20 protein-coding genes are annotated in these 24,440 nt (G+C 36.0%); 3 read left to right on the forward strand and 17 right to left on the reverse strand.

Translation table 11 applies throughout. The annotated features are described in order from the left end of the window. Positions 1 to 102 precede the first annotated feature (102 nt). The 9 genes from csn2 to BUB93_RS09470 all read right to left on the reverse strand — a co-directional run bounded on the left by csn2 (position 103) and on the right by BUB93_RS09470 (position 11,150). Positions 103 to 768 carry a type II-A CRISPR-associated protein Csn2 gene (csn2, locus tag BUB93_RS09430; RefSeq protein ID WP_073271410.1) on the reverse strand — a complete coding sequence of 222 codons (666 nt, stop codon included), beginning with the start codon at positions 766 to 768 and terminating at the stop codon, positions 103 to 105. Between the two features lie 2 nt (positions 769 to 770). After that, positions 771 to 1,076, reverse strand: a complete 306-nt coding sequence (gene cas2, locus BUB93_RS09435; protein ID WP_073271411.1) for a CRISPR-associated endonuclease Cas2 — start codon at positions 1,074 to 1,076, stop codon at positions 771 to 773. Between the two features lie 4 nt (positions 1,077 to 1,080). Next, a complete protein-coding gene (cas1, locus tag BUB93_RS09440) occupies positions 1,081 to 1,953 on the reverse strand; it encodes a type II CRISPR-associated endonuclease Cas1 (RefSeq protein ID WP_073271413.1) in 873 nt (290 codons plus the stop codon). Continuing rightward, positions 1,950 to 6,017, reverse strand: coding sequence for a type II CRISPR RNA-guided endonuclease Cas9 (cas9, locus tag BUB93_RS09445; RefSeq protein WP_073271415.1), 4,068 nt, complete (start codon positions 6,015 to 6,017; stop codon positions 1,950 to 1,952). The genes cas1 and cas9 overlap by 4 nt, the downstream gene beginning before the upstream one ends. Positions 6,018 to 6,764: 747 nt before the next feature. After that, positions 6,765 to 8,204, reverse strand: a complete 1,440-nt coding sequence (locus tag BUB93_RS09450) for a PTS mannitol transporter subunit IIBC (RefSeq protein WP_073271417.1) — start codon at positions 8,202 to 8,204, stop codon at positions 6,765 to 6,767. 18 nt (positions 8,205 to 8,222) lie between these two features. Further along, positions 8,223 to 8,663, reverse strand: a complete 441-nt coding sequence (locus tag BUB93_RS09455; RefSeq protein WP_073271419.1) for a PTS sugar transporter subunit IIA — start codon at positions 8,661 to 8,663, stop codon at positions 8,223 to 8,225. A 25-nt stretch (positions 8,664 to 8,688) separates the two neighbouring features. Next, a complete protein-coding gene (locus BUB93_RS09460; protein ID WP_159432077.1) occupies positions 8,689 to 9,867 on the reverse strand; it encodes a mannitol dehydrogenase family protein in 1,179 nt (392 codons plus the stop codon). A gap of 15 nt (positions 9,868 to 9,882) precedes the next feature. Beyond that, positions 9,883 to 10,440 (reverse strand): 6-phospho-3-hexuloisomerase, encoded by a 558-nt coding sequence (gene hxlB, locus BUB93_RS09465; RefSeq protein WP_073271421.1) that lies wholly within the window; start codon positions 10,438 to 10,440, stop codon positions 9,883 to 9,885. Between the two features lie 14 nt (positions 10,441 to 10,454). After that, on the reverse strand, positions 10,455 to 11,150 hold the full coding sequence (locus BUB93_RS09470; RefSeq protein WP_073271422.1) for a ribulose-phosphate 3-epimerase: 696 nt from the start codon (positions 11,148 to 11,150) through the stop codon (positions 10,455 to 10,457). A 289-nt stretch (positions 11,151 to 11,439) separates the two neighbouring features. Here BUB93_RS09470 and BUB93_RS09475 point away from each other — a divergent pair, with 289 nt between their 5' ends. Beyond that, on the forward strand, positions 11,440 to 12,198 hold the full coding sequence (locus tag BUB93_RS09475) for a DeoR/GlpR family DNA-binding transcription regulator (RefSeq protein WP_073271424.1): 759 nt from the start codon (positions 11,440 to 11,442) through the stop codon (positions 12,196 to 12,198). 68 nt (positions 12,199 to 12,266) lie between these two features. Here BUB93_RS09475 and BUB93_RS09480 read toward each other — a convergent pair whose 3' ends face one another. Continuing rightward, complete coding sequence (locus tag BUB93_RS09480) at positions 12,267 to 14,939, reverse strand: HD domain-containing phosphohydrolase (RefSeq protein ID WP_073271426.1); 2,673 nt, start codon at positions 14,937 to 14,939, stop codon at positions 12,267 to 12,269. Positions 14,940 to 15,679: 740 nt separating this feature from the next. Then, positions 15,680 to 16,312, reverse strand: a complete 633-nt coding sequence (locus BUB93_RS09485) for a fasciclin domain-containing protein (RefSeq protein ID WP_073271429.1) — start codon at positions 16,310 to 16,312, stop codon at positions 15,680 to 15,682. Positions 16,313 to 16,487: 175 nt separating this feature from the next. Between BUB93_RS09485 and srtB the strand changes: the two genes are divergently transcribed. Continuing rightward, positions 16,488 to 17,240, forward strand: coding sequence for a class B sortase (srtB, locus tag BUB93_RS09490; RefSeq protein WP_084117207.1), 753 nt, complete (start codon positions 16,488 to 16,490; stop codon positions 17,238 to 17,240). Between the two features lie 38 nt (positions 17,241 to 17,278). Here the strand turns inward: srtB and BUB93_RS09495 are convergent, their stop codons facing one another. After that, positions 17,279 to 19,846 carry a PAS domain S-box protein gene (locus tag BUB93_RS09495; RefSeq protein ID WP_073271430.1) on the reverse strand — a complete coding sequence of 856 codons (2,568 nt, stop codon included), beginning with the start codon at positions 19,844 to 19,846 and terminating at the stop codon, positions 17,279 to 17,281. Between the two features lie 240 nt (positions 19,847 to 20,086). Between BUB93_RS09495 and BUB93_RS09500 the strand changes: the two genes are divergently transcribed. Beyond that, on the forward strand, positions 20,087 to 20,374 hold the full coding sequence (locus BUB93_RS09500) for a DUF427 domain-containing protein (RefSeq protein WP_073271432.1): 288 nt from the start codon (positions 20,087 to 20,089) through the stop codon (positions 20,372 to 20,374). 251 nt (positions 20,375 to 20,625) lie between these two features. Here BUB93_RS09500 and BUB93_RS09505 read toward each other — a convergent pair whose 3' ends face one another. The 5 genes from BUB93_RS09505 to BUB93_RS09525 form a co-directional block, all read right to left on the reverse strand. Next, the gene (locus tag BUB93_RS09505) at positions 20,626 to 21,249 is read right to left on the reverse strand and encodes an NUDIX hydrolase (RefSeq protein WP_073271434.1); all 624 of its coding nucleotides are present in this window, start codon (positions 21,247 to 21,249) and stop codon (positions 20,626 to 20,628) included. Next, positions 21,218 to 21,658, reverse strand: a complete 441-nt coding sequence (locus BUB93_RS09510) for a DUF6508 domain-containing protein (protein ID WP_073271437.1) — start codon at positions 21,656 to 21,658, stop codon at positions 21,218 to 21,220. The genes BUB93_RS09505 and BUB93_RS09510 overlap by 32 nt, the downstream gene beginning before the upstream one ends. 128 nt (positions 21,659 to 21,786) lie before the next feature. After that, the gene (locus tag BUB93_RS09515) at positions 21,787 to 22,527 is read right to left on the reverse strand and encodes a zinc ribbon domain-containing protein (RefSeq protein ID WP_073271439.1); all 741 of its coding nucleotides are present in this window, start codon (positions 22,525 to 22,527) and stop codon (positions 21,787 to 21,789) included. A 50-nt stretch (positions 22,528 to 22,577) separates the two neighbouring features. Beyond that, entirely contained in the window at positions 22,578 to 23,693 is a 1,116-nt protein-coding gene (locus BUB93_RS09520; protein ID WP_073271441.1) for a Nif3-like dinuclear metal center hexameric protein, read from the reverse strand. After that, positions 23,684 to 24,379: a tRNA (adenine(22)-N(1))-methyltransferase gene (locus tag BUB93_RS09525; RefSeq protein WP_073271444.1), complete on the reverse strand. Its 696-nt coding sequence runs from the start codon at positions 24,377 to 24,379 to the stop codon at positions 23,684 to 23,686. The genes BUB93_RS09520 and BUB93_RS09525 overlap by 10 nt, the downstream gene beginning before the upstream one ends. Positions 24,380 to 24,440 lie beyond the last annotated feature (61 nt).

Here is a 24,440-nt window from a genome sequence, read left to right on the forward strand (position 1 = left end):
GCTTTATACCTTTACAAACTTACAAGGTTCTCAAACCTCAAATTCTGAAATTAAGATTATCTCCGAACCATCGCCTGGTTAGCGCTGTAAGCTTGCATACATTTAGATTTCTATTACACAGCGATCTGAATCAATAATCACAACAGATTCACCATGAATTTTATTTCTAAATAAATTTTCTAAAAGTATTAAATTTATTTTACTATAAAAAGCAAACTCATATAACTGATTTAATTCATTTTCTGACAAAAACGATTTTAAATTTAAAAAAACAATTGCCTTAGCACCTAATAAGTTAGACTGTATCCGTATGAATTCAATTAGCAGTTCAACAAAACCTTTCTCATCCTCCTTAAACCCAACATGATACAACTTAAGTAAATTTTGAAAGTCCAGTTCAAAATCATATCCCAACGAATAGGATTGATTTAGAAGAGACATTTCCAAAAACTCCAATATTTTTTTATTTAATTCATTCGTTTCAACAATCAATTTCTCTTCTGCATATAATTTTATTTCTTGGAATAATTTATTTTGAATCTTTTTAGAATTTAAATCTAACGCAAAAGGATTCAGTACTAATTCTATGTGCTTAGATATTGGTAAAACTCTGTTCTTATCTGAGAGAACAAAATCTCCATCTTCACCCTCGATTTGTTTTAAAATATCTTCAACGACAGATCGAAGCGTAAACGGATGCTCAATAACCAAAACATTAACTCTATTCTCAATAATTTCTATGTTTATTCCCAGTTCAATATTAATCAATCTCAAAAAATCACCAATCTTTCATCTGAATCCAGTACATCACTATTATTTTTGCCCACTACATATTCCATTTTTGCAAACTGCTTTTCTGTAATCCTAATTAATTGTACAATCCCTTCAGAAGGCTTGTTTTTTTTAACCTTATTTACAATACTATCAGCTGCGTTTGCATTCTGAACCAGTTTGCAATAAATTGATTCCTGAATCATCACAAATCCGCTTTGTATTAAGTGTTTTCTAAACTGTCTGTATTCTTTTCTTTGTGCAGATGTTAAAACTGGAAGATCAAACATCACCATTACTCTCATATATCTATAACTCATTTCTATAAAAACGGATCATGGAAGGATTTTTTTCATTTAATGCATCAAATACACTTTTGCAATATATCCGAATGGCATTTGGCAAATACTCACGTCTTCCTTCAATCCCAACCTCTCTCTCAAGAATTTTGAGAACAGCCATTTTTTCATCATGTTCAAATTCCTTTAGATTTAAATTATAAATCCAGTCATCAACAATTATTCTAAAAGGTTCCATTAAGTCCGATGCAAGATTAAACGGATTGAATATGTTATCATGAAACAATCCAAGTTGAGTAATATATCCATTAGCAGCAACTTCTCTGTTAAAGATAGACAACAAAATCCCATATCCGTAATTCAACCCTGCATTGATGCTGTTATCTGCTGTTCTAGTAAAATCTATACCGAATAGTGCATTGAAATAAACTTTTGCTGCATGCCCTTCCCGATTGCTTTTATCTCTGTACTCGATCTCTGCAACGTATTGATCCAATATGTTGTATTCATGTTTCTTCAACTTTGCTAAAAGAGACCTTTGTTTTCGTATTTTCTCTGTAACAATTTCAGTCCACACTTCATCTTTGATTAACTTTGACCAACCAATCTGATTTCGAATTTTCGCACTGGTATCATGACTGCCGTGATATGGAATTAATTCTGACGTTGGGTTTCTTTTTTCGTCACAGAAAATAACTTTTACTTTCTTTTTGTTCAATTCGCTTAGTAAATAAGCCGTCAATGATATTGCAGTGGATTCCAAAATCAATATAGACAACTCTGATAAATGAATTTTAATTGTTGTGTCCATCCGAATAACAAGATAGCCTAGCTGGTAGTCTAGCTTTGCGTTTTTTGACACAACAACGGTCCTCCAACTCATATCGTCAGCAAATCAATCTCTGACCGGTACAATCCCGTAATGGATTGATTTACTAAAATGAATTCATCTACACTTGAAACATTCTTTGAAATCAACGACATCCCTGATTTTTTACTGCCATTAATCAATTCTAGATTCGCACCCATGTTGCTTAATTGTGAAATCTGTAATATTTGATTTAAAACTGTGCATTGTTCCAACAGATTCAATTTATCAAAAAATATTTGACCATTCTTTAGAGTCTCTCCAATTGGATTAGGTCTTTTTGAATAAATAGAGTTTTTATGTTTATCTAATAACTCATTGTACAACTCAATATTTTTTTCTGAACTTATCTCTTTGTCTGTATAGCCAATATCAACTGCTTTCTCAACTTTTTTTATATAATTCAACCAGTTTCTTTTGATGATTAAAGAAACTGCGTTTGAAGCTATAAATTGATTATTAGTTTTACCGGTAATGTTCATGTAGAAGCCATCTCTTTTTACTAGAGATTGGAGCTTAATTTTTGATAGTCTCACATCCGGTTCCTTGAGTTTCAATATATCCTCGCAATAGGCATTTAGCTTTGACAGATTCATACCAAATGAATCTCTTAACATCAAAGGGAGAGCTTCTAAAGTTCTAATTCTTTTGCCCTTAATTTCATGCTCCACCAAAAATAAATGAGCAGTAGATATACTGGAATAACCGCCATATTTTTGTACATTCTGAATCTTTAAGTCTGTCTGCTTCAATGGCACATATGAATCCTGTTTAGATTTTTTTGCACTGTATAGAGTTGCCTTGAAGAGTTCTCCATGTCCTTCAAACGTCATTTTGGTAATTAGCGGTGTGTTTTTATACATCATTTCCTTAACAGTACTAATCGAATTTTCTTTTGAATTTTCACCTGCAGTCCAGGCTATCTCATCTCCACGTTTAATTGTGTAATAAAAAAGCTTATTCATGTGATATTTGCCGTTTTGATCGTTTCGTCTAAACTGCTGAATGAAATTAAGTGGATCTTTTGTAAATTTAACATAGTAACTATTTCCCACAACACAACTCAAATATGCATCCTGCGCATGATGAAAATCATTGACGCTTCTAACTTTTATCAAATCAAAATCATGTCTGAAATCAGAAATGTTTGCTGCTTTTACAAACACCATTTCTGAATCAAAAAATGCTTGATTTAGAATTTGAGTGATGGCTTTTGTGCCTTGTCTAGTCTCTACAATCTGCCTGCTAATAAAACCAGCAAGTTGCTCATCACTTAATGGGTTTCTATTGATGAGCCTGTTATACTTTTCCCTAGTGATAAAGGCGTTTTTCATGTCTTTAGTTAATAATGACTTCCAAAATGTATGTTGTGACTTGTATATGGACTCTTCAATTGGGTATTGATCACTTTTATGCGCATTGATTTGCTTCTTTACCAAAACCAAGTTATTTTCCAAACTATCATCCTTGACATATCTTCTAGGATAGATATGATCAATATCATATAAATTATCGTTCATGAGCTTTTCTAAATCGATTGGTTCACCTGTGTACATACAGCGTCCATTTTGCGTGTAATAAAGATATAGTTTTTTGCTTCTGAGATTCGAATCCTCTAAATTGTTAAGCTCTCCTACCCAATCTCTTGCATCCTTTTTACAATTTTTATATAGTTCAATTAATCTTTGCTTCCTAGATGTGGTGCGTTTTCCTTTTTCCCCATTTTCTCTAGCCATCTCTACAAAAATTCGCTTAGGAGCATTTCCTAATACAGCTTCAAGTTCTTTTACGATTAAAAGTGTTTGCCATACCATGCGTCTAACTGGAGCTGAGAGATATAGTTCTTCTAAATCTTCATATTTAATCTCACTTAATGCTTTTGTGATTGTACTGTATTCATTTATTAATTTTTCTGTAAATGTATAACGATCACTCAGAATTTCCATCAGGTTCTCATTGTAATGCCATAGCATCTGAATCAATGGTAACATTTCACCGGTAGCTTTATTGAAACCTGTCATCTCAAGAAATTCTCTGGACAACCTTCCCCAATCTCTGAACTTAAACCCTGATATCCTTTTAATTTGTTCTGTATTTAGTTTGTCACTCAATTCGCGTTTTAATTTTTCCTTATAGAATTTTTTGTCATCTCCATATACAGTACCCCAAAAGACTATCTGCTCAACTATTGAAATTGTCTCATCTTCAAAAATAGAATCACCAAAAATTCCATGAAACTTACCAAATGTACCGAGAGTATTCATAAAATCTCCATCGACACCTGTAACTGCAGTAATTTCGCTTTTACTTATCTGACCTTTTGATATAAGAAACTCATTTAACTTTTTTCGGCTTACTTTTTTACCTGTTAAAAAAAGTTCTTTAAATATTTCTTGCTTCAATTCTACGCTTGGCTTTTCACCTCTAATTTTTAAGTTATTCAACTCGTTTAAAACCATATATTTTTCATAGAGCAAAGATGACTTCGGCAAAACAGCTTCATCTTTCATGTACGTACACTTGCGAATCAACCTTTCGATAAAAGCTTCTGAAGTCTTCTCTTCATCGATCATCTCATCAATGTTCCAAGGAAGAATTTTACCCTGGCATTTTCTTACGACCCATGCATTTCCACCTTTATCTGCATGATAATTATTTAACGGGCCAACATAATATGGTATTTGAAAACTGAACAATGCAATGATTTTATCTGAGGCAGTTAAACCGCTTGCATCTTCCTCATTTAAAAAATCTAAATGCATAGAAGCATTACGCAGGATTGCTTTTAATTCAGCAAGGTGAACTTGATTTGGGATAACACCGTTGGCTGCAGTCAACTGTTTTGGCAAAAAATTCTCATTTGTGATTTCATTAAGTATAAATTTCACGTCAGGATCTTCTTCTGGACACTTTTTCAAGACTTTTTTTATGGTTGCGTAAAGATTTTCAGCGTTTCTTTTTTTCATGTTTCTTCTCTGCTTGGATCTAGAATTCACACTGCCAACGTATGCACTGTAACTGCCATCGCCATCTGAACGAAAGATTGAGTCATACTCCTGTATAGCGTATTTTTTTATGATTTTTTTAAGGATTACAAGGTCTTCATGATGCTTTTTATGTGACTCTACTCGTGCTTCAGATAAATATTTATGGCCCTGCATCACATTTGCAAGAAGAGCTTGATCGTGAATAGCTTTTAAAAGATTTACAACCTCCATGTAGGCCTCACCTATTGTTTCTGATACTTTAGCAATTTCTTCGTCATAATTGCTGTCTCTAAATGAAAATGAAATTTTCTTATTATCATCATCGACATATTCTTCTCCAAAAATAACATCAATGCTTATTGTCAATCCACTGATACCTTTAATGAGTTCATAAATTACTTTATCTTTGGATTTTTTTACACCGAAATCAATTGCAATTTTCTCAGCCTTACGCGTTCTTGATAGTCCTTTTTCAACCAAAATTTCTTCAATATTCTTTGGTTCTATGGATGAATCCAAAACAATATCGAGTTTGTCTTCTAACTGCTTGCATAAATCCTCGAATAAGCAATTAAAATTCATGCTTTGTTCGGCATCCAGGCTGGCATTTAAAAAATGTCCTCTATGTTTGAATAAATTCAAAATTGCCAAAAATACAAGCCTAATATCATGAGCATCTTTGCATTCAATAAGTTCTTTTCTTAGGTGAAAAACAGTCGGATATTCAATATAATAATCTTGGTCAGTAAAATTTTTATCTGTAAAAAGTACATATTTAAAATCGGTTGACTTATCATTAGCGTGATATTTACTTTCGTCAAGCCTCTGATAAAAAGATGAATCCACCTTTTGAATTTCTTCAGCGAAGATTTCTTTGAGCAATCCTATTCTTCCGACTTCTCTTTGTCTTCTCCGCCTAGAAATCCTAAAAGTTCTTCTGTTCATTGCTGTTTCAGCTTCTTTAAAAAGTCTGACTCCCCATAGATCTTTCCCTTTAGCACGCAAAAGTTTGTACTTTACATCAGTTGCAGCCCAACCTATCGATGAGGTTCCTATGTCCAATCCCAAAAAATAATCATTTTGTTTTTTCATGGTATCCCTCCAATTCCATTTAATTATCTACTTGACAGTTTTTTTTACTTGTGATAAATTTTAATTACAAACTTACAAGTGTGAGTGCAAATAAGGATTTTCCGAAATCGCCGAAAGGCCTGCATGGTGCAGATTAAAGACTTGATTTTCAAGTCTTTTTTCTTTCGCCATTTTTTTATGTCTAAAAAATCGTTTCCCATTTCATAATAACATATTTTTTATAGATAAACTGTACAAAATGTATAATTTTTCTGATTATTTTTATATGAATTAAAATTCTGCAGTGTAAGCCTATTATAAACTGGTTCATTGCTTATAATGCTAGTATAAATGTGTGGACACAGAAAGTGAGATATAATAACAATATCTGAAAAGATGTTTCCGAATGAAAAGCAATGGAACTCGGTACAACCAAGAGTCCATAAAACGATTGTCAAATTGCACCACTTAATTGATCATGCTTTCAAAAGTCTGGAAAGCGAACATGATCTAACATCAGCTACCATGATCATTAGACTATTCAAATCGTATAAGATCAAGACCAGTAACAAGGCCTTGCCAATTTGCTCAACCGCAATTCAGTGCTGTAATCCGCTGGGATCACTTACATCTGCACTTTGAATATGGATGGTGTTACTTATCTCAAGCAGTCATCACAAAAGGCATACCATTATGACTCTTACAGTCCATAACGGTATGCCTTTATGTTTTTAAATTCTTACAATTCTATTATCAATCAAGTTGCGCTTACAAGCTGTCTTTAATTTCATCGATAAGAGATTCAAGCTCTTTATCTTTTAAGTAGCTTTCAATGGAAACGATTCTGCTGGTGTCATTCATCAGCTTGAATCTTTCTGCCAAATCTTTATGTACAACTACCACATCGCTGTCTTTTGGAACATCTTCTATTCTGTAGTTTTTTACTTCTATGTCGTCTATGCCTATGTTTTTTAGCTGCTTTTTGAATGCTGAAGCTCCTAAGGCGCTGCTTCCCATTCCTGCGTCGCAGGCAAAAGATATCTTTTTGAATTGTCCGCTGAATCCTTTGCTTGAATAATTTGCGCCAATTTTTTTGCCTTCTTCTTTCATCATTTTAGACTTTTTAATTGAGTCAGTAAGTGATTCATCATCATCTTCATCTGCGCTTTTATCAGCCTTTAATATCAATGATGTCACGAAGAAGGAAACTGCAGTAGCAACTAGTACGCCTGCTATTACACCGATGAAATTTCCTCTTGGTGTCAATGCCAGATACGCAAATATGGATCCTGGGCTTGGGCCTGCTACTAATCCAACTCCAAATAATTGGAATGTTAGAATACCTGATGCTCCTCCTAAAATCATTGACAAGATTGTTATTGGCTTCATAAGTACGTAAGGGAAATAAAGCTCGTGAATTCCACCAAAGAAATGTATGATGATTGCACCTGGAGCAGTCCTTTTAGCTACTTTTTTACCGTAAAAACTATAAGCTAGCAATAATCCCAGACCTGGTCCTGGATTTGAAGCCACCATAAAGTATATAGATTTACCAACTTCAAGTGTTTGTTGCATTCCAAGAGGATAATATATACCTTGGTCTATAACATTGTTCAAAAACAATACTTTTGCAGGTTCATTTACCAAAGATAAGATTGGCAAAAATCCAGTTGCCACCAAAGCCTCTATAGCTACTGTAACCAAACGATTGGCCGCTTCAATAGCAGGGCCTATCAATAAATAGGATACTATCATCAACGCAAAACCCAAGATTCCTATCGTGAAATTGTTTACAACCATTTCAAAACCGACTGGAATTTTATCCTCCAATAGTTCATCTGTTTTCTTCATTACGTATCCGCCCAGAGGTCCAATTATCATGGCACCAAGGAACATCGGAATATCAGCCCCTATAATCAAGCCTATAGCGCCAAGAGCACCTAGAACTGCACCTCTTTGCCCCCCGACCATTCTTCCTCCTGAATAAGCAAGCAATAATGGCAATAGGTAAATTATAGTCGGTCCAACTAATTGACTCAACGACTCGTTAGGCATCCATCCCGTCGGGATAAATAAAGCGGTTAACAAACCCCATGCAATAAATGCACCTATGTTCGGTAAAACCATGTTTGTTAGAAATCCACCAAAAGCTTGAACTTTAGCTCTGCTAACTAGTTTAGTTTTTTTGCTTAACGCCTGTTCTTTCATTTTCAATCTCCTTTACTATTAAAATTTATTATTTGAAAAAATGCTGCTGACCTCTTGAACTGTAGTAGCATTTTTCAATTTTTCAACCAACTCGTCTTCCATCAAAACCGATCCTATCTCGCTTAACATTTCTAAATGTCCATCGTCCCCGTCAGAAGAAATTGCTATTAATACTTTGACTGGCTTATCATTCGGGAACATAACCCGTTTGTTTAAAACAGTGCACGAAACTCCTTTTTTTATTGCGCCATGTTCATGTCTTGCATGGGGCAGTGCAATTTCAGGCAGTATCACGAAATAAGATCCATTTGTTTTAACGTTTTCAATAATAGCATCTACATATGACAAGCTGATGCACCCATTATCCAGCAATGGCTCGCAAGATTTTTTTATCGCTTCTTCCCAAGAGTCAACCTCATCGACGAACATGATGTTTTCTTTTAACATTTCTAAAACCATTTTAAAACCCCCAATCTGAGACCGTTTAAATCCCTTCAAAAATAGAATCTCTGTTCTTTCTTATGTCATCAACAGCTTGTTCTATAGCTTTAATTATTTTTTTATCTTTAATGCCACAATGGGTCTTCAAGAAAAGCTCCGTTCCTAAGCGGCTTAATAAGCCTTCCATCTCTACCGCTTCTGAATCATCTTTATCTCTATAACTCAATACAGCAGCGACCGTAATAATAGATTCCTTTGGAAATTGTCCAAGTTTTCTTAATTTTAATATCGGTCCCACTATCCTCTCGTCAGCTCCCAATTTGCGCATTGGAGACCTTGCTACTCTTGATACTTCATCTTCAACATACGGACTTTTATGCCTTTGAAGGGTGCTTTCAATAAATGACTCTAAATCTTTGTCATTCATTGAGTATTCAGATTTTAAATACCTGGAATTAATCAACATTACTTTTCTTACAAATTCAAATATTTTCTCATCTGCCAATGATTCTTGTACGGTTTTCTTCTCAAATATATACCCAATATATGCCGCTATGGCATGTCCGGCATTTACTATATATAGTTTTCTCTCAATGTATGGTTTTAAGTCGTCTACGCAAACAAGATTTTTCAGCTGCTTCAATACATATGCATTTTTAAATTTTGATTTTTCTACGACCCATTCTCGATAAGGCTCTACCACAGGTATGTTTAAGCCATTAACCTCTTTTGACAACGCTTGCCTATCTATAGCAGAGTTGACAAACCCGGTATTGCTCAATATCATTTTCCATACATCCTCTGAAACTTGATTTTGTATCTCGTTTTTCAATCGATCGGTTGCATTTATCGCATTTTCATTTGCAATTAAGTCGATTTTTTTATTGGTCAATCCTCTTGCAACAAGGCATTTTGCCATTAACTTTGATATCTTTTCTATGTTCTCCATCCCGATAGAAGTTGTTATCAAATCAGCTTCTAAAATTCTGTCTATTATATCTTTTTCATCTGCTAATATGTTTAAAGCTGACACGCTATCGATTTCAACCTGGGTGCCTTTCCCATCCGCATATTCTATCACATATTTACCATTTGCATTCAAGTAATCGATCAGCTCTTGATTTATGTCAATAAACGTTATCTCAAAACCGTCTTTATTCAGTAATTCCCCAATAAGACCTCTTCCAATATTGCCTGCGCCAAAATGAACTGCTTTCAGCATTTTATTCACCATCCCCTATTCTAGATTTGCGTGATATTCCCAGAGGCTATGGATATCTATCGATTTATTTCTAACCATCATCAAAGCAACTATGTCTCCTAAGATCAATAAGCTTTGCTCAAACAAGCTTGTCATAGGTTGGATTGATTTGATTGCATCCTGTGTATCCAACTTTGTGGTTACCGGTATGCGTACAAACAGATCAGTAAATTTTTTCATGCTGCTATCTGGATTAGAACCTATATGAACTACTCTAGCATTATATTTTTTTGCTTTTTCTGCAATTATCAAAGGTATCGCGCTTTCTCCGCTACCTGAACCAACAATAAGCAAATCCTTATCTGTAATTGCCGGTTCCGTTATTTCTCCTACAATGACAGTTTTTATTCCTAAATGCGCCAACCTTTTAGCCACAGACTTTAATGACAACAAAACTCTGCCTACGCCAATGAAAAATACTTTATCCGCTTTTTCAATCTCATCTATCAATCCTTCAACTTCATTGCCTGAAATCAAACTGATAGCTTCACCTATTTCTCCAACCACTTCTTGTCTTATCGCTTCAAATTTCATAATCTTAGCTCCCTTCACTTTGAACTTTTAAGGCTATTATTTATTAAGCCCTCTATTGTTTTTTTATTTTCCACCAAGCTGTTTTCTTTTGAGAAAAGACTAGTGCTGCCTAATACCAAATTGTCTGCACCTGATTTTACCAACTCAGATATAGAGCTCATGGAAACGCGTCCGTCCACTTGGATAGTGGCATCAAGTTTTTTGTCCGTTATGATTTTTTTCAGATCTCTTATTTTTTGATTTGCATATTTGACTTGTTTTTCATTCTTATCAGTAGCAAATCCTGGGTTAATGAGCATTAGCAAGACGCTGTCTAGTTCAGGCAATATATAATCCAAAACGCTCAAGCTTGTTGCCGGGTTCAGTGCCACCCCTACATCCACTCCTGCCTTCTTTATAAGGTTTATATTCCTATCAACATGCAAGCTGCTTTCGTAGTGAAATGATATCTGCTGTACACCTATTGCAAGAAGCTCCTTAATGTACATCTCATTATTCAAAGACATTATGTGGACATCAAAGTCCATATCTGTTATATCCCGCAATTTTTTTATAGTATCGATTCCAAGAGGCATGCTTGGACTAAATGCACCATCGATAATATCGATGTGTAGATAATCAACATCCAACGACTCTAATTCCTTGACACTTCCATTTAAATCCGTCAAATTTGCACACATAACCGACGGAGATAATTTAACACCTTTCATACCTGCACCTTCTTTGCTTTGTTTTTCTTAATTATAAACCCGTTTCACGCACATGTCAATACATACATGCATTTTTATTTGCTTTTAACTGCGTTTATGTGCATGTTTTTACTTTTATTTAAGTTTTATGGTATAATATTCGCGATAGATAAGCGGATCAACCCACAGAAAATATGTTCTTCCATGATCTCATGATAAAAAATCGTATTTTCTATGGGCGAGCGCACGCGACCGACGATGCGGCGAGCATCCGCGCTTTAAATAATGAATTTGCAAAGGGGATGATACAATGTTAAAAGAAGAACGTCAACAGAACATATTGAATTTATTAGAAAAAGAAAACAAGGTAATTGCAAGTAATTTAAGCCAGCTATTTAACGTGTCAGAGGATACGATACGCAGGGATCTAAAAGAGCTTGATCAAAAGGGATTGGTGCGCAGAGTTCATAGTGGAGCTTTAAAGGCCGGACCGCCGGTAACATCTTTTAACTATCGACAAAACATTGCCAGCGAAATCAAAGACAAGCTGGCTAAAAGCGCTCTTAGCTTCTTAAAAGAAAATTCTGTCATAATAATCGACGGAGGCACCACAAATATACATCTAGCAAAAAACTTGCCTCTCGATTTCAATGCCACTATTATTACAAACAGCCCTCCATTAGCAGTAGCGCTGGAGCAGCATAACAATATTGAATTAATAATGATAGGCGGCATTTTGTACAAAGAGTCCATGGTAAGCCTTGGCATAGACACCTATCAGTTTTTGCAAACTATACGAGCGGATATGTATGTAATGGGCATATATAATATCGATCCTCAAATAGGAATCAGCGTGCCCACTCTTACAGAGGCTCAAATCAAACGGGCCATGATTGAATCATCAGCTGATACTATGGGATTGGCGACTAGCGATAAATTAGGAACCGTGAGCAAGAATATCATTTCTTCATCAGACAGCCTTTCTTACCTAATAACTGAAAACGCAGACAATAAGATAGTCAAAGAATTCTCAAAAAAGAACATCACCGTTATAAATAACGATATGTAAATGTATCCAGCTTTAAAGAAGCCCTCGCCGTTTTAATTCGGCAAGGGCTTTTTAAAAGCTATGTGATGCTAAGCTTTTCTCATGATGTTCACAAATATATCTACTATTTTAAGATCGAATTGAGTCCCCGAGCATCTTACAAGCTCTTCAAGAGCCTCATCCTTGGACTTTGGATTTTGATAAGGTCTTTTAGCAGTCATTGCTTCATAGGCATCTGCTACGGCAATGATTCTTGAGTTAATGGGTATCTCATCACCAATCAAGCCTTCAGGATAACCTTTCCCGTCAGGTCTTTCATGATGATAAAGCACATCCTCGGCGAAAACCGAATATTCATCTACCGACTTTAATATCTGGTAGCTTGTTTCAGGATGTCTTTTTATAATCTCAAATTCTTCATCTGTAAGCTTTGAAGGTTTATTTAAAATTTCCGACGGCACCATGATTTTGCCTATGTCATGCAATATACCTGCAGTTTTTATTTCTTGAATCTTATTTTCTTCAAACCCCATGGCTCTGGCAATCTCTTCGCAGTACTGAGACACTCTTTCCGTATGAATTTGTTCCTGGTCATATTTGTGGTTTATGTTTTTTAAGACTGTTTCAATTGTTCTATTTCTCATTGCCTTGCCATACTTCAGTTTGTCTTTGTACATATTGTTATCCGCTATGGTCATGACATCTTTGATATCTTGGCCTTTATTTTCTTTAACTGCAAACCCTACTGCCAATGACACTACTATTGAATCAATCTTTGTATTTGATGCTCTGTTCAAGATCCTCTTTTTAACTTGTTCCGCTTCTTCTAGTGAAGTTTTGGGGAGCAATACACAAAACTCATCTCCTCCCATGCGCCCTACTATATCTACCGACCTACATTTTTCCTTTAAAATGTTCGATACCCGAACCAATAGCTCATCACCCATTTTATGACCAAATGCATCATTGGTAAGCTTAAGGCCATTAACGTCTATCACCATTATCGCTAAAGGCAAGTTTCTATCCTGGTCCAATCTTGCAATCGTATCTTCCATATATCTTCTGTTGTAGAGCCCTGTTAAATGATCGTGAAAACTCAAGTATTCTATTTCTTTGAGCTTTTCTTTTTTATCACTAAAATCCCTGAATACAATTACTACTCCTGTGATTTTTCCTGACTGAGCCTTTATTGGTCCAACGCTGTCCTCTATAGGTGTTTCTCGCCCATTTTTAGCAATTAAGACAGTATGATTTGCCAATTCGACAATTCCTCCTGTATCCAATACTTTTTGAACCGGATCTTCGCATATTTCTCTGGTTTGTTCATTTATTATTTTAAAAACATCAATAAAATGCTTGCCTTTGGCTTCACTTAAGCTCCATCCGGTCAAATTTTCAGCAATGGGATTCATCACCGTAACAAGGCCTTTTTTGTCGGTTGCTATTACTCCATCTCCTACTGATAGCAATGTAGTCCTAAATCTTTCTTTTTCATTAAACAGCTCATAGGTTCGCATCTCGACTTCAGACTCTAGGTTATATATCAAATGATATAACTCATCTGCTGTTTCATTAAAAGAATCTGCCAGCCTTCCAACTTCAATGTATTTTGAAGGGCCTGCTCTTGCAGTCAAGTCTCCTTTTATTAATTTTTCATTTACCCTTACTAGCTCATCAATAGGGCTTAAAAGCCTTTTAACACCAAATACAAATATTAAAAACAATGCTGTGGAAATTGACAGGGAATATGCCAAAGCCTTTTGCATCCCTAAAAACAAATCATTTGTGATGAGGCTTAAAGGAACTGTGCTAATGACTAACCAGTCTATGCCGTTAGCCTGATAAGGGCTTATTCTCGACTGATAGGCATCCCCCTCAACGTCCAACTTTTCATATTCGTCCATATTTATGTAGTTATTGTAAATTCCCGACAAAGCCTTATCATCTAAATCTTCGACTGTTATTCTCTCAAATATTCCATCAGAATTTTCCATGAAATTATCTGTTCCGATAGAATTGGCAATGACATAACCTGTATCTCTTTCTACGATTGCAATTAATGCCTTGTTACCTCTAGAGATTTCTTCTAAATTTTCATTGATGCGATTTAATGTCATATGGGAAGACAAAACACCGTAAAGTTCACCGGAATCATCATAAATAGGCACCGCCGCAGATACAGTTAAATCATGCATTACGAAATGTTTGTAAACCGGCGAAAATACCACTTCTTCAGAATCTATCGCCGCTTTGAACCAATCTCTAGTCCTTGGATCAAAACTACCGGCGTTGACTACTTTTTTAACCAGTCGATGCTGTTCATCTATGGAATAGTACCATGATTCTCCGTTTGTCTCAGAGTTGTTTATCATTACCTCGATTTCATTTAATTGATTCTTTCTTGCCCCATAGTATTCCCCCGCATTCGTTCCAAAACTGAAGCTGTATACTTCCTCATCGATGTGAGTCTTCATTGAATTTATGAAAAAAACATCCCGCTCCGCGGAATTATCAATCTCTACAATTTTTCTTTCTATCAAGCCTCTATTGACTTCTACGATATGTCGCGGCACGTGCATATACTCATTGACTTCAGTGATGATTTCTCTATGAAGTTCATCCGCTAATGTAGCGGTAGTATCCTCAGCAGATTTCATCCAATTGTCAAAAACAATATATAGGCTTCCGCCTGTCAATATCAATAAAGCAATCAAGAACACCAGTATTATAACGGTTTTTATAGATATACTCTTTGCTTTCATAATCAATCCCCCGCAGACATCAGAATTATATTTGCCATTTCATTCTTTAAGATTTTTAGCAATATTTTCTACCATAACGCTACTTAATTCTACCTTTAGCCGGTTAAAAACACAATCTATTTAATTTATTTTTTTCATAAAATCCACTCGCTATATTTGTCATCATTTTTTATAAGAATATTTCATATTTCATCCACAAGACCTATTCATTCATCATTCCAGGAAGGATTGCCTGGTGAACATCAAAGCATTGCATATTGACTGTTTACCAAACCTTACCCTTATTTCGTCTATCGCCTCTTCCAAGGCTTCCCTCTTCCGCCTTTTACACAAGTCGTCCAAAACATCCGTCTGTAGTGGCGCATCTTGTGGAATAAGTGATATGCCTGAGGATATCCAGCGCATAACACTCGTTCACGAAATAAGTCACGCAGTCTTGCATAGAAAATCTCGAAGTTTTAAATAGAAAAAGTATTGGACATTCGCCAGGCCCCCTCTCTAAAGTCTGGAGGACAGGGCGACATGTATACGATTGAAGTTAAAAAACAAAAGCGTTTTTTATTCTTTGAAAGAAATGCCGCCCTTTACGGGAATAATATCGGGCGATGGTTTATAGAAAAACTTTAGGTGGGATTTAAATTGTCTGGTTTTTTGAACGGGGGAAAAAGTACGACAGTAAGAAGCCTGTCTCTTAGAGGCAGGCTTTCATCATTTATCAACTCTTAAATTTTTGTTTAAATTTATTTTTTAGACTTTTTCCTAAATGCTACTATGCCAGTAGCTCCCAAAGCCGCTGTCAATAGATACGGCAATGCTCCAATATCTCCGGTTTGTGGCACTGTTGTTTCTTCTTCAGCATCTTCTTCAGCATCTTCTTCAACTTCCAATACGAAGCTATCTGGGACTAACACAGTATCTATAATGTGTATTACGCCGTTAGTAGCCTCTACATCTGCTGTAGTTACTGTTGAGTCATTGATTTTCACTCCGTCGGTCAAAGAAACTTCAATTGTTTCGCCCAACAGCGTCTCAGGAGTCATTCCTTCTTCCAAATCAGTTGACATTACAGAGCCACTGACAACATGGTATAGAAGTACATCAGAAAGCTGTGGATGATTTAATAAATCTTCAGCTTCTATACCCAACTCATTTAAAAGCTTGGCAAAAGCATCATTAGTAGGCGCAAAAACTGTAAAAGGTCCTTCACCTGATAATGTATCTACCAATTCTGCTTTTTGCAGAGCTGCCACTAAAGTGCTAAAATCTTCATTCCCTGCAGCAATCTCGACAATTGTCTCATCTGCCGCAAATGCAGTTGATGAAAAAGCTACCAATAGCAAAATCATCAGTACAGCAATTACTTTTCTTTTCATTTTGAATCCTCCCCTTATTTTTTTCTATGCCAAGCGTTGTAGTCGTTTACACACTTAATCTATACCCCTTAAACGTATATTTAAAATCATTTAATATACATTTAACAATTTTTTTTTGATATAATTATAATATAGTATATGATTTTACAAACAAATATGAAACTAGGTGTTTTAAGTGAAACTATTAAGATTAATATCCATTGCAGTTTTTATATTGTCACTTTCTATGATATTTGTAGGACTTAGAGATAGCAGCTTAAACCAAAAACAAAACGAACAGATAAGAGATATGGCACGAAGCCACAATGATCAAACAATCGAAGATATCCGAGATGAAAAAATTTTGGAGATGAAATCAATTAAAGTTCCCAAAGTAGAGATAGGATCAAAATTCATATCTCTGCTGGAAATCAACAAAGACGTCATTGGATGGATATCCATTGAAAATACCCGTGTAGATTATCCCGTTGTGCTCGGATTCGACAACGAACATTATCTAGACCATGATTTTTATGGAAAAAAATCAAGAGCTGGCACTATATTTATGGATTTCAGAAACAGATCCGAAAAAAAACACTTGATCCTTTACGGACATAACATGCGTGATGGGAGCATGTTCAAGGATCTGATAAAATATAAAAAAGAGAGTTTTTTTTATGACAACCCAATTATTCAATTCGATTTTTTAAGCCGAAATGAGAGATGGGAGATATTCTCTGCTTATGTAACTGACACAAATTTTTATTACATAGAGACCAGCTTTAAAAACAACGCTGAATTCACTTCTTTTATTGATGAAATCAAAGGTAAATCCAAATACAAAACAGATATATATCCCGAAGCTAACGACCAGATATTAACACTTTCCACCTGCACCTATGACTTTTCAGATGCCAGATTTGTTATTCATGCCAGAAAAATAAATTGATGATCTTAAATAGCATATCAATTGCGCGTGAATCATATTCACGCGCTCATTAATTTTACAAACAAATCAACTATTGCCGAATCAAACTGAGTCCCCGAGCACCTAACCAATTCACTTAGTGCCTCCTCAACTGTTCTAGTCGACTGATACGCCCTTTTTGCAGTCATAGCTTCAAAAGCATCTGCTACAGCTACAATTCTTGAAACGACGGGAATATCCTCTCCCTTCAAACCCTCCGGATATCCCTTTCCGTCCCACCTTTCATGATGATAAAGTACCGCTTCTGCGAGCATAGCGTATTCATCAACAGACTTAAGTATCTGATATCCTATTTCAGGATGGCGTTTTATCACTTCGAATTCATCATTAGTAAGCCTTCCAACCTTGTTTAAAAGTTCAGGAGGAATCATTATCTTTCCAATATCATGTAAAACACCTGCTGTTTTTATCTCAGCTACCTTATCGGTAGCGTAATTCATTTCTTTTGCAATTGCTTCGCAATATTGGGACACCCTCTCTGTGTGGATCTGCTCTTGATCGTATTTGAAATTTATATTTCTTAGAACTGTTTCAATAGTTCTGCTTCTCATAGTCTTGCCAAACTTTATTTTATCTTTATACATGTCATTGTCTGCCATGACCATTATGTTTTCAAGTTTTTCTTCTAACTTGTTCTTTGTTGCATATCCGACCGATACAGAAACTATCAGGGAATCAAGCTTTGAACGTGAAGCCATTGAAATTATTTCATTCTTTAATCTATCTGCTTTTTTTGCATCTGTATTGGGCATTAAAATACAGAACTCGTCTCCTCCCATGCGTCCTACTATTCCTTCATTATTAGATATTTTTTTCAATACATTGCTTACAAGCTTAAGCAGCTTATCCCCCATGGCATGACCGAAAGCATCATTGGTAAGCTTCAATCCATTTACATCTATGACTAAAAAAGACAAGGGTAAATAAGCTGTGTCATTAAATTTTTTGATGACCTCCTCCATATATCTTCTGTTGTAAAGTCCCGTAAGGTGGTCATGATAGCTTAAGTACTCTATCTTATCAATTTTTTCTCTTTTTTCGGTAAAATCCCTAAAGACTATTACCACACCGTTTATATTCCCCCTAAAATCTTTAATAGGAGCAGCACTGTCTTCTATGGGAATCTCACTGCCATCTTTTGAAATCAAAATCGTATGATTTGCCAGCTCTATTACCTTGCCGGTTTTAAGAACCTCTTCCACCGGATTTAGACAGGACTCTCTGCTAAATTCATTGATGATATCTAAAACTTGGCATAGTGGTTTTCCAGATGCTTCAGCTTGGCTCCAGCCTGTAAGATTTTCAGCAACAGGATTCATAACCTGAATATTCCCTTTTTCATCCGTTGAAATTACCCCGTCTCCCACCGACAACAATGTAGTTTTAAAGAGTTCCTTTTCCTTGATTAGAGCTTGCTCCATCTCTCTTCTTTCATTTATTATTTCAGTATAAACGACTATTCCGCCTATTTCCCCTTCGTTGTCATACCAGGGCCTGCACTCCCATCTAGTCCAGTCCACGGTCCCATCTGCTCTGAAATATGGGTCTTCCTCCGCACAGAGAACTTCTCCTTTTAATGCTCTTTGATGAACGTCTCTCCATTTCTGTGGCAAGTCGGGAAAGACTTCATAGTGATGTTTTCCAATTACGTTCTTGTCTTTTACACGATAACGCTCAAGATAGGTTTGGCTTACATACAGATAATTCAAATCCTTGTCGTGCACAGCCACATCGCTGCGATTATGTTCGATTATGTACTTCATCAAATTGTTTGAATAAAGCATCTCTCTTTCTCTTTCTTTTTTATCTGTTATATCCAAATGCGCGCCCGTCATCCACATTGGCTTTCCTTCATCAGTCCATGAAACTACCTTTCCTCTATCATCAATCCATACCCAAAAGCCTTCCTTGTGCCTCATCCTGTATTCAATCTGGTAGAAAGGCACTTCCATCTGAAACGCCTTCTCCAATGCTTTTTCGGCAAGTGGCAGGTCTTCCGGATGAACGAAGCTTCTCCATGTCTCGATGTTAGTAGGCTTCAAATCAGACAGGTTATGACCGATGATTTCTGCCCACCTTTCATTGAAAACTGTTTCGTTAGTTTGTACATTCCATTCCCACGTACCTGCGTTTGTTCCTTTAATTATATTTTCAAGCTTATGTCGCTCAATCTCCATCTGCCTTTTAGAATCCACCAATTCTGTTACGTCAACATGGGTTCCTACAACTATCGTCTCACCCTCTTCGTTCAAAAGTTTCCCTCTTGATCTTATCCACGCCCAGCGCCCAGATTTTGTTTTCATCCTAAAGTGTGTGTCGTACAAAAACTTCTCATAAGATTCTATATAATTTCTAAAAAATTCAGATGTGGACTCCCGATCTTCCTCGTGCAGGAGATCAATCCACGTGCTTTTTAAATTACCTGATTTAATCTCAAATTCATCCGGACTGTAACCCAGCATCTCAAAATATTCATTGCTGCACCACAAAAGATTCCGCTCGACATGATATTCCCATACGCCAATATTTGATATTGATGCAATTGATCTATATCTGCTCTCCTTCATAATAAATACATCCCCCGTTTATAAAGCTGTTTTCATTTAAAATTATATACCCATATTTTTTCATATAACAACTCTTATTATATATTATCGGCTAAGAAGCAGAAAAATTTAGCATTGAGCTTATAGAAATGCTCATTCCGGCAACTCGTCTCTAATGGCGCTATTATCACATGTTTGAGGCTGACTTTATAATGGTACTAATATAATAGCTACAAAAGCTAAAGGAAAGGAGTATTGAAAATGGTCAAAGCCTTATTAAACGGAGTAATCATAGCTGAAAGTTCAGACACGATAATCGTAGAGAACAACTACTATTTCCCAACAAAAGACGTCAAGCTGGATTATATGTCCCAAAACGACTACCACACGACATGCCATTGGAAAGGGCAGGCAAGTTATTATGACATCCAAATAAATGGGAAAAAATACAAGAACACCGCATGGTATTATCCAGAACCTAAAAAAGGAGCTGAAATGGTTAAAGGCAGAATTGCTTTCTGGAAGGAAGTTAAGTTCGAAGAGAGTTGACAATTTAAAAAACAATCGGCCTGATCTCATCCAAACCTAAGACAGCACTGATTGTTTTTATTTTGGTCTAATTTACTTTTACATCAACAGCCTTATTGCAGTTATTGCCGTCATAGCTACGATGATTTTTCTAAAAGGCTTCTCACTCAGTCTCTTGATTAAAATAAGACCGATAAACGCTCCAAAAGCGATTCATGGAAAGAAGATATGATTACTCGATGTTTCAGTTTGTCCAAACAATTTCACCAATTTTACTTGCATGATTTCACGAGTTCCTTCACAAGATTCCTGGTTATTTTTGCAGTGAGGCCCCAAATGATAAATTTATCGTATTCATAAAAATACACGGGATAGGTCATTGTCCTTTGCTGATAGCTCTCTCCGTTTTTAATCTTATGGAATGGAAATTCTTCGCTGATATCCGCCCTATAGCTCATATCATAGACCTCGGGCTTGTTATTTAAGAAATAATCCAAGGGTACTGTGAAGACTCTATCGACCTCGCATTTATTTATCTTTAGCTCTTCAATATTAAAATCTTCGATAGTCCCCAGAACCGGATAAATCATGTCATTGAAGGTGTTTATCAAATAGTCTAGTTCACCGAAAACTTTGACTTTTTTACTATCGACTCCTAACTCCTCGCAAGTCTCTCTAATGGCAGCTTCCTTAATGCTTTCACACTTTTCGATCTTTCCACCGGGAAATGATATTTCACCCGGCTGCCTTTTCATTGTATTGGATCTTACCTGGTATAAAAGATGCGGTTTGTCATCCACATCAACTAAAGGGACAAAAACCGCATAATGTCTTTTTATATCGAACATCTCGCTCTTTCTATTTTTAAATATTTCGTGTATCTGATTTGTTTTCATCGTTCACCTGAAAGATTTTATCTTCTAATTTTTCCAACCTAACCAATATTCTGTAGAATGCCCTGTTTTGACTTGCCAAAATCCATAATCCCTCGCAAAACTGCTCCTGACAAATATAGAAAGACAGAATCGCTCTAAGCACGGCAATATCAGCAGACTCTATGAAATCTATCATCTCATCTGTACAAGGGATAGACTTATTCTTCAACGTAGTTATATAATCTAAATCCAGTATTCCGCTGCTGTACACTTCATCAATAAATTCCGAAAAATCTCTGTTGTATATCGGGTATGGAGATAATGCCGTACTTTCTCTGCTTATGGCATCGTTGCTCCAGCTGCATATTCCACTGCCGTCCTCATTAATAAAATAATTGATATATTCGAGTAAGTTCTGATATGAAGTCATTACATCAGTCCTTTTCAGTAAATATTGATTGCTTCTTTTACCAAGAATCAACCTCAGTACATTTTATCAAAATCTCACTCAAAAATCCAGTAATTTGAATAACTCAACCCTTTAATTCATGTATTTTCTTACATTTTATTGCATAGCGGCTCCGAAGATATGTAAATCATTCTCCCACAGTTTTCACATACAAAGCCTTGAGATTCTTCACCATGGGTCACAGTATGGTTGAATATAATTGAAAGCTGCATGTTGCATCCTCCACAAATACCATCATGGCACTCTACGATTACAGGATAAATTTTCTGTCTTTTAAAGTAATATTCATTTAAAGCATCTTTGGGAATATCCTTTTTGGCTGACTGAATTTTCAAGTTGATGCCGGCTAACTCGTCTTTTGTCATATCCTCCTTAACCAGCAGTTCCTTATTTAATTTTTGAATGTCATCTTTGATTTCCGTAGATTTATCTTTAAGATTTTTTAAGTTGAGCTTATCGATTTTAATTTGATTTTGAAGGCGTGATATCTCTTTTGCACACTCTTCTCTCTTTATCTTTTGCACTTCCAAGTCGTGCTGCAAAGAATTTAATGTTTTCATCTTTTTAAAACTTCCCTCATAAAGATGATCTTCGCACTCTTTTATCTGTTTTTCAATGCTGCTAAATGCCTCTTTTTCTTTGACAAGCTGAATCTGCGTTTTCTTATACTGGTCAAATATTTCCTGCATCTTTTCAGTAATTTTGTTATAATTTCGCTTAAGTGAGTCGATTTGATTTTTTATATCTCTGATTCCTGAATCTTTTTCCAAGACAGAAATCTCATCTTCCAACAATTGAAGCTCCAACAGCTTTTTAATATTATTTTTCATAAAATCTCCTCAATCAATTTAGTTTTCCCAGTATTTCCAACCTGCAGGAATTAAATTTCCCGCAAGAAGCCCGTATCTCTATCAGATTTAATTACATTGATACTTGTACCACCTCCCATATATTTTAACAACTTATTAAAAAGCAAGTCCTTGACTATGATCTCAGTAGCAAAATGTCCTGCATCTAACAGGCATATGTCTAGTTCATGAGCTTTTTGACCATCATGATACTTAACATCCCCTGTTATCAACAGGTCCGCTCCAGAGCTTTTTGCTCTCGAGAGCAAATCTGCACCTGAACCGGAACAAACAGCGATTTTTTTCACCATCGCTTTTTCTTCTCCAGACAATCTCACTATATCCAAGTTCAATGTCTTCTTTATCATTTTTATAAATTTCTCCAAATCCATTGGGTTTTTAAGGCTACCCAATATTCCCAGTCCAAAAGCCTTTCCCTTGTTTTCCAAAGGATAAATATCATAGGCTGGCTCTTCATAGGGATGAGCCTTAAATATGGCAGATACTGCATCGTCAAGGAATTTGTATTCAACCAATACTTCCAATTTCATCTCATCAACATGCTCCAGCTTATCTATATCTCCAAGAAAAGGCTCCGCACCTGTCATCGGCATAAACTGACCTGTCCCTTGTGTTTCAAAGCTACAGTTTTCATAATTCCCAATATGCCCCGCCCCGGCTGAGAACAAGCTTTTTTTTACCTCTTCCAAATGAGATGCAGGAACAAATACAGCCAACTTAAACAGCTTCTCTCTACCCATTGCCATCAAGGGCTTCACGTTTAAAAGACCCAGCAATTCCCCCAAGTAAACATTGATACCCTCAGGGGATATGTCAAGGTTTGTATGTGCACAAATAACAGAGATATCGTTTTTAATCAATTTTTGAATAGTCCTTCCCTGGTACTTGTCCCACCTGATTTCTTTCACTCCCGAAAAAATCAGGGGATGATGGCTTATTATTAAATCAGCTTGTTTTTCTACCGCTTCGTCTACTACATCCTCCGTTACATCAAGGGATAGCAATATGTTATTTACCTCTTGGTTCTTGTCTCCAATCAACAAGCCTACATTATCCCATTTTTCAGCCAAGTCAAAAGGGGCGAACCCGTCTATTATATTTAAAATATCCGAGCATTTTAAAGACATTTTTTCACCTCTTCGATTTCTGCTATCATTTGTTTCGCTTCACGGATTTTTCCCACCGCTGATTGCGAATCGTTGTTGCTGCACTCAACCAAGATTTTTTTCCACTTTTTTTCGAGCTTTGAAAGTAAAAAAATTAGAAGGGGATGTTTCTTTTCTATCAGTTTTTTTCCGATATGGTACTCGATTGGTTTCCACGAATTGTTCTTTAATCCTGTATGCCTAGCCAGGATGATTTGATAGATCCTATTTTGCTCTTTAGCTAAATTTTCATCTAAAATCTCGAATCCGTTTTCCAGCAAATACTTCCTCAGCTCTTCCTGACCGGTCATGGGCTGTAAGACAAGGCTTTGGGCTTTCACTACGATATCGAAGTTATTCTTTATGATTTCTCCTATCAAAACTCCGCCCATCCCGGCTATTGCTATCTGGTCTATGGATTTTCCCTGCAAGCCTTCCAGTCCATTAGACAATATCGGGGTGATGCTGTCTTCCATTCTATTGATTCGTATCTGATTCACAGCAGCATCTAATGGTCCTTTATTTATATCGCTTGCATAGACATGCTTTGCAATATTGTTTTTTATTAGATAAACCGGAAGATACCCGTGGTCTGTTCCTATGTCCGCTACAATCGACCCTTTCTCGATAAAGTCAGCTGTAGCCTGAAGCCTATTTGTTAATTTCATCCAACTCTCCTTTTCCCTATGCTATCATTATATCACAAAACAACGGAGATTATGTCTCCGA

Source organism: Alkalibacter saccharofermentans DSM 14828 (assembly GCF_900128885.1).
Taxonomy (GTDB): Bacteria; Bacillota; Clostridia; order Eubacteriales; family Alkalibacteraceae; genus Alkalibacter; species Alkalibacter saccharofermentans.

What these genes read in the sequence shown, in the direction of transcription:
- cas2 (WP_073271411.1), bottom strand. Translation starts at nt 1,076, where the DNA reads ATGAGAGTAATGGTGATGTTTGATCTTCCAGTTTTAACATCTGCACAA.
- cas1 (WP_073271413.1), bottom strand. Translation starts at nt 1,953, where the DNA reads ATGAGTTGGAGGACCGTTGTTGTGTCAAAAAACGCAAAGCTAGACTAC.
- cas9 (WP_073271415.1), bottom strand. Translation starts at nt 6,017, where the DNA reads ATGAAAAAACAAAATGATTATTTTTTGGGATTGGACATAGGAACCTCA.
- BUB93_RS09450 (WP_073271417.1), bottom strand. Translation starts at nt 8,204, where the DNA reads ATGAAAGAACAGGCGTTAAGCAAAAAAACTAAACTAGTTAGCAGAGCT.
- BUB93_RS09455 (WP_073271419.1), bottom strand. Translation starts at nt 8,663, where the DNA reads ATGGTTTTAGAAATGTTAAAAGAAAACATCATGTTCGTCGATGAGGTT.
- BUB93_RS09460 (WP_159432077.1), bottom strand. Translation starts at nt 9,867, where the DNA reads ATGCTGAAAGCAGTTCATTTTGGCGCAGGCAATATTGGAAGAGGTCTT.
- hxlB (WP_073271421.1), bottom strand. Translation starts at nt 10,440, where the DNA reads ATGAAATTTGAAGCGATAAGACAAGAAGTGGTTGGAGAAATAGGTGAA.
- BUB93_RS09470 (WP_073271422.1), bottom strand. Translation starts at nt 11,150, where the DNA reads ATGAAAGGTGTTAAATTATCTCCGTCGGTTATGTGTGCAAATTTGACG.
- BUB93_RS09475 (WP_073271424.1), top strand. Translation starts at nt 11,440, where the DNA reads ATGTTAAAAGAAGAACGTCAACAGAACATATTGAATTTATTAGAAAAA.
- BUB93_RS09480 (WP_073271426.1), bottom strand. Translation starts at nt 14,939, where the DNA reads ATGAAAGCAAAGAGTATATCTATAAAAACCGTTATAATACTGGTGTTC.
- BUB93_RS09485 (WP_073271429.1), bottom strand. Translation starts at nt 16,312, where the DNA reads ATGAAAAGAAAAGTAATTGCTGTACTGATGATTTTGCTATTGGTAGCT.
- BUB93_RS09495 (WP_073271430.1), bottom strand. Translation starts at nt 19,846, where the DNA reads ATGAAGGAGAGCAGATATAGATCAATTGCATCAATATCAAATATTGGC.
- BUB93_RS09500 (WP_073271432.1), top strand. Translation starts at nt 20,087, where the DNA reads ATGGTCAAAGCCTTATTAAACGGAGTAATCATAGCTGAAAGTTCAGAC.
- BUB93_RS09505 (WP_073271434.1), bottom strand. Translation starts at nt 21,249, where the DNA reads ATGAAAACAAATCAGATACACGAAATATTTAAAAATAGAAAGAGCGAG.
- BUB93_RS09510 (WP_073271437.1), bottom strand. Translation starts at nt 21,658, where the DNA reads ATGACTTCATATCAGAACTTACTCGAATATATCAATTATTTTATTAAT.
- BUB93_RS09515 (WP_073271439.1), bottom strand. Translation starts at nt 22,527, where the DNA reads ATGAAAAATAATATTAAAAAGCTGTTGGAGCTTCAATTGTTGGAAGAT.
- BUB93_RS09520 (WP_073271441.1), bottom strand. Translation starts at nt 23,693, where the DNA reads ATGTCTTTAAAATGCTCGGATATTTTAAATATAATAGACGGGTTCGCC.
- BUB93_RS09525 (WP_073271444.1), bottom strand. Translation starts at nt 24,379, where the DNA reads ATGAAATTAACAAATAGGCTTCAGGCTACAGCTGACTTTATCGAGAAA.